The 12,941-nt window shown below is 68.7% G+C and carries 15 protein-coding genes; 12 read left to right on the forward strand and 3 right to left on the reverse strand.

All coding sequences use genetic code 11. The features are described from left to right. Positions 1-67: 67 nt before the first annotated feature. Together B2Y21_RS08185 and B2Y21_RS08190 are read right to left on the reverse strand one after the other, a co-directional pair. The gene (locus tag B2Y21_RS08185; RefSeq protein ID WP_292058775.1) at positions 68-277 is read right to left on the reverse strand and encodes a hypothetical protein; all 210 of its coding nucleotides are present in this window, start codon (positions 275-277) and stop codon (positions 68-70) included. 169 nt (positions 278-446) lie between these two features. Further along, positions 447-3,077, reverse strand: a complete 2,631-nt coding sequence (locus B2Y21_RS08190; RefSeq protein WP_292058777.1) for a M14 family metallopeptidase — start codon at positions 3,075-3,077, stop codon at positions 447-449. Positions 3,078-3,313: 236 nt separating this feature from the next. On the opposite strand from B2Y21_RS08190, the gene B2Y21_RS08195 reads away from it, so the two are divergent. The 7 genes from B2Y21_RS08195 to B2Y21_RS08225 all read left to right on the forward strand — a co-directional run bounded on the left by B2Y21_RS08195 (position 3,314) and on the right by B2Y21_RS08225 (position 8,185). Next, on the forward strand, positions 3,314-4,075 hold the full coding sequence (locus B2Y21_RS08195; protein WP_292058778.1) for an SDR family oxidoreductase: 762 nt from the start codon (positions 3,314-3,316) through the stop codon (positions 4,073-4,075). Between the two features lie 127 nt (positions 4,076-4,202). Continuing rightward, entirely contained in the window at positions 4,203-4,526 is a 324-nt protein-coding gene (locus tag B2Y21_RS08200) for a PadR family transcriptional regulator (RefSeq protein ID WP_292058780.1), read from the forward strand. 20 nt (positions 4,527-4,546) lie between these two features. Continuing rightward, positions 4,547-5,674 carry a hypothetical protein gene (locus B2Y21_RS08205; RefSeq protein ID WP_292058782.1) on the forward strand — a complete coding sequence of 376 codons (1,128 nt, stop codon included), beginning with the start codon at positions 4,547-4,549 and terminating at the stop codon, positions 5,672-5,674. Between the two features lie 72 nt (positions 5,675-5,746). After that, the gene (locus tag B2Y21_RS08210; protein WP_292058784.1) at positions 5,747-6,853 is read left to right on the forward strand and encodes a bifunctional transcriptional activator/DNA repair enzyme AdaA; all 1,107 of its coding nucleotides are present in this window, start codon (positions 5,747-5,749) and stop codon (positions 6,851-6,853) included. After that, a complete protein-coding gene (locus tag B2Y21_RS08215) occupies positions 6,834-7,385 on the forward strand; it encodes a methylated-DNA--[protein]-cysteine S-methyltransferase (protein WP_292058786.1) in 552 nt (183 codons plus the stop codon). Before B2Y21_RS08210 ends, B2Y21_RS08215 begins: the two co-directional genes overlap by 20 nt. A gap of 40 nt (positions 7,386-7,425) precedes the next feature. Next, on the forward strand, positions 7,426-7,827 hold the full coding sequence (locus tag B2Y21_RS08220) for a host attachment family protein (protein ID WP_291779272.1): 402 nt from the start codon (positions 7,426-7,428) through the stop codon (positions 7,825-7,827). 52 nt (positions 7,828-7,879) lie between these two features. Further along, the gene (locus tag B2Y21_RS08225; RefSeq protein WP_292058788.1) at positions 7,880-8,185 is read left to right on the forward strand and encodes a hypothetical protein; all 306 of its coding nucleotides are present in this window, start codon (positions 7,880-7,882) and stop codon (positions 8,183-8,185) included. Here the strand turns inward: B2Y21_RS08225 and ilvA are convergent. Next, complete coding sequence (ilvA, locus tag B2Y21_RS08230; RefSeq protein WP_349679418.1) at positions 8,182-9,702, reverse strand: threonine ammonia-lyase, biosynthetic; 1,521 nt, start codon at positions 9,700-9,702, stop codon at positions 8,182-8,184. The two genes, B2Y21_RS08225 and ilvA, sit on opposite strands and share 4 nt — an antisense overlap. Before the next feature lie 170 nt (positions 9,703-9,872). Here ilvA and B2Y21_RS08235 point away from each other — a divergent pair, with 170 nt between their 5' ends. The 5 genes from B2Y21_RS08235 to B2Y21_RS08255 form a co-directional block, all read left to right on the forward strand. Then, positions 9,873-10,208 (forward strand): GIY-YIG nuclease family protein, encoded by a 336-nt coding sequence (locus B2Y21_RS08235; protein ID WP_292058792.1) that lies wholly within the window; start codon positions 9,873-9,875, stop codon positions 10,206-10,208. A 61-nt stretch (positions 10,209-10,269) separates the two neighbouring features. Further along, a complete protein-coding gene (locus B2Y21_RS08240) occupies positions 10,270-10,962 on the forward strand; it encodes a hypothetical protein (RefSeq protein ID WP_292058794.1) in 693 nt (230 codons plus the stop codon). Beyond that, positions 10,955-11,164 carry a helix-turn-helix transcriptional regulator gene (locus B2Y21_RS08245; protein ID WP_292058796.1) on the forward strand — a complete coding sequence of 70 codons (210 nt, stop codon included), beginning with the start codon at positions 10,955-10,957 and terminating at the stop codon, positions 11,162-11,164. Before B2Y21_RS08240 ends, B2Y21_RS08245 begins: the two co-directional genes overlap by 8 nt. A gap of 107 nt (positions 11,165-11,271) precedes the next feature. Further along, positions 11,272-12,351 (forward strand): quinolinate synthase NadA, encoded by a 1,080-nt coding sequence (gene nadA, locus B2Y21_RS08250; RefSeq protein WP_292058799.1) that lies wholly within the window; start codon positions 11,272-11,274, stop codon positions 12,349-12,351. A 58-nt stretch (positions 12,352-12,409) separates the two neighbouring features. Beyond that, a partial coding sequence (locus B2Y21_RS08255) for a metalloprotease (protein WP_349679417.1) occupies positions 12,410-12,941 on the forward strand: 532 nt, incomplete at its 3' end.

A 12,941-nucleotide genomic window follows, 5' to 3' on the forward strand; every position in this document is an offset into this window, starting at 1 on the left:
CCCACGCTGGAGGCGCAGCCGCTGAGCAGGACGGCGCCCGCCAACAGGGCGGGCCAGGCGGCGCGGTTCACTCCTCCATCGCCTCGAACATGGCTTCGGCCTCGTCGAAGGTGTCGTAGTCGAGCCGTTCGGGCGGGCGCAGGATGACGAAGCGGCTGATGATGGGCGCCTCCGGCTCGCGGCGCCGGTCCCACTGCCAGAAGCTGCGGTCGATCCGGCTTTGCAGCAGGGTCCAGTCGCCGTCATCGGCAGGCGGTCGCGGCGTCTGGATGGGCATGCGTGGTCGGCTCCCTGCTGAAGGACGCAGCAAAGCCTGTGCGGGCGCAGGTGTCAAAGCCCGCCTGCTGCTTTCGGCGACGGGGCAGGGAGGGCGTATGAAAAGGGCTGCGAGATCTGGCGTCCCGCAGCCCTTCATCTGTCCGGCTTTTCTCTAGGGAGGCGTTGGGTCAGTTCCCCTTCGTGCCTGACGTATGCGCCGGGCCGCGGAAGACGGCGTTGAGGAACAAAGGCTTCAGCCCTTCCAGGAAGGCGCGCATGGTCACGTCCTGGGTGAAGGCGACGACCTGGCCGCGACCGACTTCGGAGGCCATGGCGACGGGCTTGTAGGCCAGCTGGCGGCGGTTTTCGGCCCACAGCTGGCCGGAGGCCAGCACCTGATCCGGTCCGGCCAGACGCACGACGTTGGTTCCCTGGTCGCGGGCCAGCGGCGTGTAGATGTCCGAGCCGCGCACCATGACGCTGAGGGTCGGGGCGACGCCCGCGCCCAGCCAGTGTTCGTTGTCGACCATGGCGCTGGCCAGGACGCCGGCGACCGGATCGGGCGCCCCGCCGTGGTGGCCGGTCAGGGCCAGGTATTCGGCGTCGGTGGCGATCTCGCTGCCGCCGTCCTTCTCATCCTTGTCGCCGTCGCCGGAGGCGGCGCTCTCGCGGCGGCTCTCCAGCAGCTTGGCGTCGGGATCGGTCAGCAGGCGGCTGGCCGAGCCGACGCCGATCAGGACGCCGCCCGCCTGGACCCAGGCGCGCAGGTTGGCGACGCCGCTCTCGCCCAGGATCTGCTCATAGTTTCCGCCCGACGGCAGGATCAGCACCTGGTAGCGGGACAGGTCGGCGTTCGCCAGGCGGCGGGTGCGGACGGCCGTGACCGGCCAGCCGTATTCGCGCTCCAGCACATGACGGATGGAGCCGGCCGATTCCGGCTCGGTCGGGTCGTCCCAGGCCATGGCGACGCGCGGGGCGGCGATGACGGTCGCCTTGTCCGAGCCGACGCTGGGGCCGCTGGAGACCCAGGAGGTGGCGAGCGGCGTCACCTGGGCGCCGCTGCCGGCGGCCAGACGGCGGACGCGCTCGTCCAGGTCGTCGGGCGAACCGGCGCGCGGCACGATGAAGGTTCCGCCCGGATAGGCGCGGCCGTCCAGGGTGAAGGGCGCCTCGATCGAGCGGACCGGCAGCTTGTCGGTCAGGGCGGCGGTCAGAAAGCGCATCCCCGCCGTGCCCGGATGGATGGCGTAGCCATAGGTCGCGTCGCCCTGGGCCACGGCGGCCGGGCGGATCAGTTCGGGGCCGACGGCGGCCGTCTGGACCGACGGAGCGCCGGTGCAGCGCTGGCTCGGCACATTGAACAGCAGGGGCAGGGACCAGCCGGTCAGGTCGTAGATCTCATCGCCCAGACCGCGCGCGCGGCGGGCTTCCTGTTCGGCGAGGAATTTGGGGTCCAGCGGCACGTCCTTGGCCAGCAGGGTCTCGGCCATGCGGCGCTGGGGCTGGGCCAGGTTCACGATGTAATCGCCCGCCTGATAGGTCTGGCCGCAGGCGGAGAAGGATGCGGTGGCGCGTCCGACCTCCAGACCCGAACGCACCAGCAGGCCCGCCAGCTTGTCGGCCGCGGCCGGATCGGCGGCGGCGGAGCGCGACAGGACATAGGCGCCGCGCCCGCCCGCGATCCCGTCGCGGTGGAAGGCGTAGAAGTCGCTGAGCAGCTTTTCGCGGTCGCGGGCGGCGGTCTCGATGGTCGACAGGGTGGCGGTCAGATGGCCCTTGACCGTGTCGGCGTAGGTCAGCATCTCGCCCGACGAGCGGCGCGCCAGCAGACCGCGCGACGAGCCCTGCTCATAGGTCATGGAGACGGCGCCGAAATAGGCGGGCCAGCCGTCGCCGTATCCGGGATAGAAGGCGTCGAAGGTCTCGCGCGTGAAATAGTCCAGCCCGGCCTGGTCGAAGCGCCCGGCGGTGTTGCGGCCGAACCGCTCGCGCGCGTCCAGGATCGGCGGATAGATCCAGGGGTTCAGCGGCTGGGCCTCGGGCGGGAAGAAGAAGCTGGAGTCAGTGCCCATCTCGTGGGAATCGACCACCACCTGCGGGCGCCATTCGCGGATCAGGGCCGAGTGGCCTTGCGTTTCCGGCTGGGACTGGATGAACCAGTCGCGGTTCAGGTCGAACAGATTGTGGTTGAAGCGGCCGGACGGCCACGGCTCGGCCCGCTCGGCCGACAGGGGGTCGCCGTTGGGCTGGGCGCCCAGGCCCGCCTCGAAGCTGTTGATGAAGCGCTCGCGTCCGTCGGGGTTCTGGGTCGGGACGAAGACGACCACGACGTTCTCCAGCCAGCCCTGCGCCTCGGCGTCGAGGCCGTCGGTCAGGCGGCGCGCGGCGGCCAGGGCGGCGTCGGCGGGGCTGATCTCATTGCCGTGGACCGAATAGGCCATCCAGACGATGGCCGGGGTGTCGTTGATCAGGGCGCGGGCTTGTTCGGGGCTGGTCTTGCGCGGATCGGCCAGGGCGTTGGTCGCGGCCTTGATGGCGTCCAGCCGGGCGATGTTGCGCGGCGATCCGACAGCGGCCCAGAACAGGGGGCGGCCCTCCCACGACTGGGCGTAGTCGCCCATGACCATGCGGTCGGGGTTGGCGGTCCGCAGGGCTTCGAAATAGCGGCGCACATCGGCCGAGCGGGTGATGCGCTCGCCGCTGTCGTGGCCGACGACGGCCAGAAGTTCGGGCGGATTCTGTTGCGCCAGGGCGGGCGCGGCGCCCAGGGCCAGGCTGAGCGCCAGCAGAGAACAGGCGGCGCGGCGACGATACGACATGAGAATACTCCCCCTACGGAGCGCCGACCTTAACCGTGGAGCCGAGGCGAAGGGAAGCGGCGTCGCGCCGTCATTTCTTCCGCTTTTAAGCCAGAACTCAGCGGTAAGCGCAGGCGCGGCGCAATCGCCGAGCGGCCTTCTCACCGCCGATAACAGGTGCGCCCTTATGACGAATGGGTTGAAGCCGTTATCCGGCCTATGGGCGTGATCTCCTGTCGTAAGCGTGTGTTTCCTCCATGATTTCCCTCCAGAACCTCGAAGGCTCCGTGGTCGTCGTTTCGGGAGCCGGCAGAGGCTTGGGCGCAGCCCTGGCCATCAGTCTGGCCGAAGCAGGGAGCCGGCCGATCCTGTGCGGCCGCCGTCGCGAGGCGCTTGAGGGCGTCGCCTTGACCATTCTGGAGCGCACGGGCGTGCAGGCGAAGGTCGTTGAACTGGATCTCGGCGACGCCGCCAGCGTGGCGCGGGCCGTGGCGCAACTGAAGGCCGAGCACGAGGTCGTCGACATCCTGATCAACAACGGGGCGATGTGGCTCGAAGGGAGCGCGGAGGACCATCGCCCCGAAGAGGTTCTCGGGGTGGTGAACGCCGCCGTCTCAGGAACCTTCCTTCTGACACAGGGGCTGATGCCCCTGCTGCGCCGATCAAGTCGCCCGGACATCGTGACCATCGGGTCGATCAGCGGCCTGCCCGGCGCCGCGATTCAGACCGCGTCCGTGCCCTTTTACGCCGCCAAGCGCGCGCAGGCCGCCCTTGCTGAAGGCTTCGCCCAGATGTTGGCCGGGACGCCGGTGCGATCCCTCGTCGTTCACCCGCCCTATCTCGATGACGTCGAGCCGGGCGCAGAGGCGTGGGAGACTGCGTTTGAGCGCCGCAAGGGCGAGCGCGCCACCAATCGGGACATCGTGGAGGCGGTGTTGTTCGCCGTGACGCGGTCCCGGCACGTCTCCCTGTCAATCACCGTCGACGCTGACGAGGGCGGGCGCTTTTCACGTCTCTAGGCGCCGATGACCGCCTCTGCGGGCGGTCATGCGCTGATGTCAGATAGCGAAGGTCGTTGACAGCCTCATACAGTATGTCGCATACACTGTGTGTCACACACTATGTGGCGGCAAGTGAGGCGAGGCTGTGGATCGGGAACTGTTCGAGACGATGCGGCTGGAGCTGCGGCGCGGGACGCTGGTCCTGGCGGTGCTCGCCTGCCTGCGGACCGAACGCTACGGCTACACCCTGCGGCAGGCGCTGGCGGCGGACGGGCTGGAGATGGAGGAATCCACCCTCTACCCCCTGCTGCGTCGGCTGGAGGGGCAGGGGCTGCTGACCAGCGAATGGCGCGAGGAGGAGAAGCGCAAGAAGCGTTTCTACGTCCTGTCGCCCGGGGGCGAGGCCATGCTGGCCGCCCTGATCGAGGAGTGGCGCGGCATCAACGCCTCGCTGGAACGGATTCTCTAAAAGGGATGGGAGAGGGCGCGATGGACATCATCGAACGCTATCTGGAGGCCGTGGCGGCGCAACTGCCGACCGAGGACCGCGAGGACATCGTCGCCGAACTGCGCGACCTGATCCTGAGCCGTGTCGAGGCGCGCGAGGAGGAACTGGGCCGGGCCCTGACTGATGATGAGAAGGAGGCGATCCTGCACGAGATCGGCCACCCGCTGATCGTCGCCGCCCGCTATCGCAAGGGGCCGGACAGCCTGATCGGGCCGGAGCTGTTCCCTTATTGGCTGTTCGGGGCCAAGGCCGGGCTGATCGTCATTGCGGCGGTGCAGGTTCTGGGGCTGCTGATCAGCGTGCTGGGCGCGCCGGCCGATTTCGGGCGAGCGATCAGCCAGGCCTTCCATGGCTTCTTCTCCGGGGCGCTGACCCTGCTGGGGGCGCTGACGCTGGCCGGGGCGATCATGGAGCATTACGACATCAAGCCGAAGTGGCTGACGAAGTGGCGGGTGCGCGACCTGTCGGCCTTCGGCCTGGCCGATCCGGCGAAGTGGGGCGCGTCCCTGTCGGGGTCTGAGAAGGCCAAGGCCGAATGGCTGCCGAAGGGGGCGCGTGTCTGGGGCGTGACGGTGAATGACAAGCCGGGGCTGGAGGCGCTGGCCTCCCTGATCGTCGGGGGCGTCTTCGTGATGTGGTGGATCGGCGTGATCCGCTTTCCGGGCCTGGGTGAGTTCTCCTTGAGGAGCGGCGCCGTGGGGATCGAAGCGGCGCCGGTGTGGGCGGCCCTCTACGGCCCCATCCTGGCCCTGGCCGTCGGCGGCATGGCGGTGGACGCGGTCAGCCTGATCCGAGGGCGCGAAGGGCGGTTGACCTGGCTGCTGAAGATCCCGCTGGCGGGCGCGGCGCTGTGGGTGCTGTGGCGGCTGTTCGATGCGGGCTGGTGGTTCACCCTGACCCAGGGCGCGGCGAGCGCCCGCGTCGAGGGCGGGGCGACGAACATCAGCTTGGACGCCCTGCGCGCGGTGAGCGAGGCCAGTCGTGACCTGGATGGAACGGCCCTGACGCTGGGCACGGTGCTGACCTGGGTGTTTGCGGTGATGGCGATCAGCTTTGTCGTCAATATAGCCACCTATGTCTGGCGGCTCGCGACGACGCGCGAGGGGTGAGCCGTTGAGCTGCGGCGCCGTCATGTCCGAAAACCGCGAGACAGGGCGGCGCGGCGGGCGCATGTTGCGGGCATGGATAACGCTCGCGACATGCTGGATCAGGAGGCCTGCTATCGGGCTGTCCTGACGCGCGACCCGCGCTTCGACGGGCGCTTCTTCACCTGCGTGAAGACCACCGGGATCTATTGCCGCCCGGTCTGCCCGGCGCGGACGCCCAAGCGCGAGAACATGCGCTTCGTCGCCAGCGCGGCGGCGGCCGAGGAGGCGGGGTTTCGCGCCTGCCTGCGCTGTCGGCCGGAGACGGCGCCGGACATGGGGGCGTGGCGCGGCACCTCCAACACCGTCAGCCGGGCGCTGAACCTGATCGAGGCGGGGGCTCTGGATGAAGGCGACGTCGACGCCCTGGCCGCGCGGCTGGGGGTGGGGGAGCGGCACCTGCGCCGTCTGTTTCGCCAGCATCTGGGCGCCGCCCCGGTCAGCGTGGCCCAGACGCGCCGCGTCCTGCTGGCCAAGGCCTTGATCCACCAGACCGATCTGCCGATGGCCGAGGTCGCCATGGCGTCCGGCTTCGGCAGCGTGCGGCGCTTCAACGAGACGTTTCAGGCCCTGTATGGACGGCCGCCGTCGGCGCTGCGGGCGCGGGCCGAGCGGCCGTGGGATGGAGGCGTGCGGCTGAGCCTGCCCTATCGTCCGCCCTATGAGGTTGAGACCATGCTGGCGGTGTTGAAGGCGAGCGGCGAGACGGTCGAAGGCGGGGGTTGGCGCCGCGTCCTGACCCCGGCGACGGACGGGGCGACGGGCGAGGTCTCTGCCCGGTTCGAGGCGGGCGACCGGCTGACGGTGACGGCGGCGCTGGATGATCTGAAGGCCCTGCCGGGGGTGCTGGCGCGGGTGCGGCGGCTGTTCGACCTGTCGGCCGACCCCGAGGCGATCCGGCGCGATCTGGCTGCTGACCCTGTGCTGGCGCCGCTGGTGAAGGCGCGGCCAGGCCTGCGTCTGCCGGGCGTCTGGCTTGATGAGGCGGCCGATATGGCCAGCGACCGGCTTGAGGATGAACGGCTGACGGGGCGAGCTGAACGATGGCGGCCCTGGCGGGCCTATGGGGTGCTGCACCTGCGCGAGGCGGGGATCGACGGCGCGCAAATCATGGAGAACGACGATGAAAAAGACGCAGCCTGAAGCTTTTACGCTGGATCGCATCGCCACGCCGGTGGGCGAGGTGCTGCTGGTCACGGACGCGGACGGCGCGGTGCGCGCCTTCGATTTCACCGACTATGAGACGCGGATGATGAAGCTGCTGGCCCGCCACTATGGCGAAGTGCGGCTGACGCCGGGGCGGGCGCCGGAGGCGGTGCAGACCGCCGTCGCCGCCTATTTCGACGGCGATCTGACGGCGCTGGACGGGCTCGCGGTGAAGACCGGCGGCACGGACTTCCAGCGCGCGGTCTGGGCGGCGCTGCGGACCATTCCGGCGGGACGGACCTGGAGCTACGGCCAGCTCGCCCACGCCATCGGCAAGCCCGCCGCCGTGCGCGCCGTGGGTCTGGCCAACGGCGCCAATCCGATCGGCGTCATCGTGCCCTGCCACCGGGTCGTCGGGGCCAATGGAACCCTGACCGGCTACGCGGGCGGGCTGGAACGCAAGCGGTGGCTGCTGGCGCACGAAGCGTCGCAGGAGGGAACGGTGCAAGGGGCGTTTGCGCTAGACTGACAGCGCCCTGCCTTTCGGCGCTTATTTCGGGAGTCTGATGATGAACCTGCCCAACGGGGCCCTGGTCGCCGTCGCCGACGGCGAGAAGCTGAGCCTGTTCCGCAACACCGGCCACAACCTCGACATCCAGCTCAAGCCGATGGCGACGCCCGAGATCCCCGAACGCCTGTCCGGCGCGCCGGGCCGCCGTTCCAGCGACGCCAACCCCGACAACGACACCCAGGCCGAGGACGGCTTCGCTATGGGCGTGGCCGAGGCGCTGAACCACATGGCCCTGACCAACAAGATCGAAGCCCTGGCCGTGGTCGCCGCGCCCAAGACCTTGGGCCAGCTTCGCAAGCATTGGCACAAGACGCTGGAGGAGCGACTGGTCGGCGAGATCCCCAAGGCCCTGGCCGGCCGTCCGGCCGAGGAAATCGCCGAGGCGATCAGCCGAGCGTGAAGCCGGCGCTGCGGCGTTGACATCGGCCCGCCGGGCTTTTCTGGTTCAGGTCATGACGACGCCGCAGCGCAAGGCCCTGATCGATTCCCTATGGTATGTGATCCCGCTGGCGATCGCGGTCGTTCTGAACGCGGTGGTGCGCCCGGTCATGGCCGAGCGTCTAGGCGGCGAGATGATCCGCAGGGGCGCCAGCGTCAGGGGCTCGGATACATGGTGGACGTTCGACGCCGCCACGCGCGCCGCCCATCCATGGCAGGCCGGCTTTCTGGAGATGTCGCACGGGACGGTGGCCTTTGCGACGATGGGGGTGATTGCGGTGCTGTTCGTCTGGCGCTGCGTCGCTCGGCCGAGAGGTTAGGACGCGCCGTCCAGGAACAGGCGACAGGCCGGGTTGTCCGTTTCGTCGACGTAGGGGTAGCCCAGTTCGTCCAGCGCCGCCCTGAGGGCCGCCTGTTGATCCGGCGGGACGCTGACGCCTGCCAGCACCCGGCCCGCGTCGTCGCCGTGGTTGCGATAGTGGAACAGGGTCAGGGCCCAGGCGGGCTGAAGGCTGTTGAGGAAGCGCAGGAAGGCGCCCGGCCGTTCGGGGAACTCAAAACGCAGCAGCCGCTCGTGCGGCAGGCCGATGGTGCGGCCGCCGACCATGTGGCGGACGTGCAGCTTGGCGGTCTCATTGTCGCTCATGTCCACGACGGAATAGCCGTCGGCGGTCAGATGTCTGAGCAGGCTTTCGCGCTCGGCGACGCCGTCGCGCAGGGCCACGCCGACGAAGATCTGGGCCGTGCCGTCGCCGGACCAGCGATAGTTGAATTCCGTGATCGAGCGGCCGTCGAGGCTGCGCAGGAAGCGGTGATAGTCGTCGCGCCGGTCGGGCATGGCGACGGCGAACAGGGCCTCGGCGCCCTCGCCGATCTCGGCCCGTTCGGCGACGTGGCGCAGGCGGTCGAAGTTGACGTTGGCGCCCGAGTTGATCGCGACCAGCGCGCCGGATCCGGGGTTGCGCGCGGCCCACGCCTTGAGCCCGGCCAGCGCCACGGCGCCCGACGGCTCGGCCACGGCGCGCACGTCGTCGAAGATGTCCTTGACCGCCGCGCAGATGGAGTCGGTGTCGACCAGAACGATCTCGTCCAGCAGGTCGCGGCACAGGCGGAACGTCTCAGCTCCTGCGCGGCGCACGGCCACCCCGTCGGCGAACAGGCCGACCTGATCCAGATCGACGACGCGCCCGGCCTCGATGGCGCTCTTCATCGTCGGGGCCTCGGCGGGTTCGACGCCGATCAGCCGCGTCTCGGGCCGCAGGAAACGGACGATGGCCGCGACCCCCGCCGCCAGACCGCCGCCGCCGATGGGAATGAAGACGGCGTCGATGGGGTCAGGGTGCTGGCGCAGGATCTCCAGCCCGACCGTGCCCTGGCCTGCGATGACGTCGGGATCGTCGAAGGGGTGGACGAAGGTCGCGCCGGTCTGCTTCTCCAGCGTGCGGGCGTGGGCGTAGGCGTCATCGAAGCTTTCGCCGTGCAGCACGACCTGACCGCCCAGACCCTGGACCGCCGCCACCTTGATGCCCGGCGTGGTGGTCGGCATGACGATGGTCGCCGCCGCCCCGCGCTTTGCCGCCGCCAGCGCCACCCCCTGCGCGTGATTGCCCGCCGAGGCGCAGATGACGCCGCGCGCCAGTTCGGCCTGCGTGAGGGCCGCGATCCGGTTGTAGGCGCCGCGGATCTTGAACGAGAAGACCGGCTGCAGATCCTCACGCTTCAACAAGGCGGGGCGCCCGATCCGCGCCGACAGCCGCTTCAGCGGGTCGAGCGGGGTCTCCTCGGCCACGTCATAGACGCGGGCGGTCAGGATGCGGCGGACGGTATCTTGCACGATTATCTCGATGAGCGGCGTGGACGTGGGATCGAATGACCCTTCGTCTAGGTCAGATCGCGCATGCAGGGCAACAGATTGCCTGTTGCGGTGCATTATGACGTCGCGCGTTTGGAGTATTTACCCGGGTAAAATAAGCGTCTATATCATCCGGGTAAATATGGAGACCTCTCATGCCCCCGACCGACCGCAAGGCGCTGGTCGCCGCCTATAAGGAGCGCCCCGTCATCGCCGGGGTGTTCGCCGTCATCTGTTCCGCCACCGGCCGCGCCTGGGTGGGCCAGAGCCGCCACATCGACACCCAGCAGAACGGCCTGTGGTTCTCGCTGAAGACCGGCGGCAGTCCGTTCGCATCGCTACAGGCGGAATGGAAGGCGCACGGCCCCGACAGCTTCCGCTTCGAGCAATTGGACCGCCTGCCGCCCGAGCTGTCGGACATGGCCCGCAAGGACGAGTTGAAGAAACGCGCCGCGTTGTGGGCGGCGCGACTGGGCGCCGAGGCGCTGTAGATCGCGCTTGCGATGTAACCTGTAGGTGATATGTAACCTGTAGGTATCACGGGAGGCGCCGATGGACGACGACTTGAAGCGGGCGAAGGCGAACGAACGGAGACGCGTGCGGCGGCTGCGGATGATCGCGGGGCTGGGCGGTGTTGGCCTTGCAACTGCTTTCTGCGGTGTCTTTCTGGTCCGGCGCAGCGAAGAGGGCGCAGCGACAGCCGGGGCTATCCTGGCCTTGCTCGGACTCTGCGCAGTCGGCGCTTCGATGGTGCTCGGAATGCTGAATGGGCCGGATTCCGACACTATCCGGGTGGAGCGCTCCAAGGAGGGCTATCGCGACACCGTTCAGAAGAAGCGCGCCGTGGCGATGGCGATCATGCCGTTGACCTCACTCATTCTCGTTTATCTGGGCGCGAGGTCCGCCTGGGCCATCGCCGGAGGGCAAGGGGATTGGGACGATTGGAAAATGGCTGCACTGTCGCCTGTGGTTTCCGGCCTATTGCTGACGATGGTCACGGGTTTCGATATTCGTGGCGACAGGAGATTGAAGCGACTGCTGGAAGACGAACTCACCCTGTCGTTCCGGCGTTCGGCGCTGAACGCAGCCCTGGGCGTGGCGCTGGCGGGGATGGTGGTCGTCTTCGCCCTCGGCCTGTGGAAGCCGCAGGCGGCGGTGGCGGCCATGCCGGGGCTGATGTTCGTCACGGCCTCGGCGGCGGGGCTGCGTTACTGGCAGTTGGACCGGCGGGCTTCTGGTGGCTGATCCTCGTCTGGTCGTGAAGCTGAAGGCCGTCCGCACGGCGGCGGGTCTGACGCAGCAGGAACTGGCCGACCGGGCCGGCCTGTCGCGCAAGACGGTGAATACGGTGGAGAACGAAGTCTTCACCCCGTCGGTGCTGGTGGCCCTGACGCTGGCGCAGGCGCTGGGCGTGCCGCTGGACGCCCTGTTCACCCTGGAAGACTGAGCCGATTTCCCTTGCGCCGTGTGCGGAACAGCCTACATTGCGCCTGCTTATGCTAACTTTGAGCATAAGTCGGAGCCGCGCAGACGGTCGTTGAGGGAGTAGGGACGATGGCGGACGGCGCTTTCGGTCTGTCGAAGGAACTGGCGGAAGAGACCGCCCCGGTGTGGGAGAAGGTCAAGGACCATGTCACCCCGCTGGAGTGGCCGCAGCAGGCGCGGCTGATCAGCGAGATCAACCGGCTGAAGCGCGAGCGCGACGCGGTCATCCTGGCCCACAACTATATGACGCCCGAGATCTTTCACGGCGTGGGCGACTATGTCGGCGACAGCCTGGGGCTGGCAAAGGAGGCCGCCAATTCGACAGCGAAAGTGATCGTTCAGGCGGGCGTTCACTTCATGGCCGAGACGTCCAAGATCCTGTCGCCGGACAAGACGGTGCTGATCCCCGACCTGCGCGCGGGCTGTTCGCTGGCGTCCTCGATCACGGGGGCGGACGTGCGGCTGATCAAGGAGCGGCATCCGGGCCTGCCGGTCGTCACCTATGTGAACACCACGGCCGATGTGAAGGCCGAGACCGACATTTGCTGCACCAGCGCCAACGCCGTTCAGGTCGTCGAATGGGCGGCGAAGGAGTGGGGCGTCGACAAGGTCATCCTGATCCCCGACGAATATCTGGCGCGCAATGTGGCGGCGCAGACGACGGTGGGCATCATCGCCTGGGCGGGCCACTGCGAGGTGCACAAGCGCTTCACGACGCAGGACATCGCCGACATGCGCGACGCCTGGCCGGACGCTGAGGTGCTGGCTCACCCGGAATGCCCCGAAGAGATCCTGCGCGCCGCCGACTTCGCCGGTTCGACCGCCGCCATGACGGAATATGTCGAGCAGCGTCGGCCCAAGCGGGTGGTGCTGATCACCGAATGCTCCATGGCCTCGAACATCAAGGGCGACGTGCCCGAGGTGGAGTTCGTCGGCCCCTGCAACCTGTGTCCGCACATGAAGCGCATCACGCTGGAGAACATCCGCGACTGCCTGCTGCACATGCAGTTCGAGGTGACGGTGCCGGAAGAGATGCTGGAGAAGGCGGCTCTGGCGGTGCAGCGGATGATCGACCTGCCGCCGCCGTCGAAGCCCGCGCGCTATGACCTGGTCAAGGCGCGGCATCATGTTGATGTGGAGCTGATCTGACGGCCCTGCGGCGACGCGGCCCGTTGCGGGGCCGTCGCCGTGCGCCCAGTTCGAATCCATGAGCGATACAGACAACACCCTTCCCTCCGGCGGCCGTAAACCCGGACCGTGGGATCCGCAGCCGGAAGAGGCGGCGCCTGCGTCTTCACGCGATGCGCCCCGCTACAGCGCGCGCCATGAGGCGCCGCAGGAGGACAAGGGCCAGCACCCGGTCTGGGCGGTGGTCTCGACCCTGCTGATGGCGGGTTTCCTGTGGTTCCTGACCGGCAGCTGGGTCGTGGCGGGGGCGGTGCTGTTCGGCCTGTTCGTGCACGAGTACGGCCATGTGCTGGCGATGAACCGGGTCGGCATGGGGCCGGCGCGCATCTACATCATCCCATTCCTGGGCGGGCTGGCGAAGGGCCAGCGCGAGCCGAAGAGCGAGTGGCACGGGGTGCTGGTGTCGCTGGCGGGGCCGGCGTTCGGCCTGTTGGCCATGATCCCCTTCGTGGCCGCGGGCCTGGCGCTGAAGTCGCCGGAATGGCTGATGGGCGCCTTCTTCATCGCCATGATCAATCTGCTGAACCTGCTGCCTGCGCCGCCGCTGGACG

It is taken from the genome of Brevundimonas sp. UBA5936, assembly GCA_002430835.1.
GTDB lineage: Bacteria > Pseudomonadota > Alphaproteobacteria > Caulobacterales > Caulobacteraceae > Brevundimonas.

Excerpts from the sequence above, each read along its gene's own strand:
- B2Y21_RS08210 (WP_292058784.1), top strand. The coding sequence starts at position 5,747 with ATGGATAACGCTCGCGACATGCTGGATCAGGAGGCCTGCTATCGGGCT.
- B2Y21_RS08235 (WP_292058792.1), top strand. The coding sequence starts at position 9,873 with ATGCCCCCGACCGACCGCAAGGCGCTGGTCGCCGCCTATAAGGAGCGC.
- B2Y21_RS08240 (WP_292058794.1), top strand. The coding sequence starts at position 10,270 with ATGGACGACGACTTGAAGCGGGCGAAGGCGAACGAACGGAGACGCGTG.
- nadA (WP_292058799.1), top strand. The coding sequence starts at position 11,272 with ATGGCGGACGGCGCTTTCGGTCTGTCGAAGGAACTGGCGGAAGAGACC.
- B2Y21_RS08225 (WP_292058788.1), top strand. The coding sequence starts at position 7,880 with ATGACGACGCCGCAGCGCAAGGCCCTGATCGATTCCCTATGGTATGTG.
- B2Y21_RS08185 (WP_292058775.1), bottom strand. The coding sequence starts at position 277 with ATGCCCATCCAGACGCCGCGACCGCCTGCCGATGACGGCGACTGGACC.
- B2Y21_RS08190 (WP_292058777.1), bottom strand. The coding sequence starts at position 3,077 with ATGTCGTATCGTCGCCGCGCCGCCTGTTCTCTGCTGGCGCTCAGCCTG.
- B2Y21_RS08215 (WP_292058786.1), top strand. The coding sequence starts at position 6,834 with ATGAAAAAGACGCAGCCTGAAGCTTTTACGCTGGATCGCATCGCCACG.
- B2Y21_RS08195 (WP_292058778.1), top strand. The coding sequence starts at position 3,314 with ATGATTTCCCTCCAGAACCTCGAAGGCTCCGTGGTCGTCGTTTCGGGA.
- B2Y21_RS08220 (WP_291779272.1), top strand. The coding sequence starts at position 7,426 with ATGAACCTGCCCAACGGGGCCCTGGTCGCCGTCGCCGACGGCGAGAAG.
- B2Y21_RS08205 (WP_292058782.1), top strand. The coding sequence starts at position 4,547 with ATGGACATCATCGAACGCTATCTGGAGGCCGTGGCGGCGCAACTGCCG.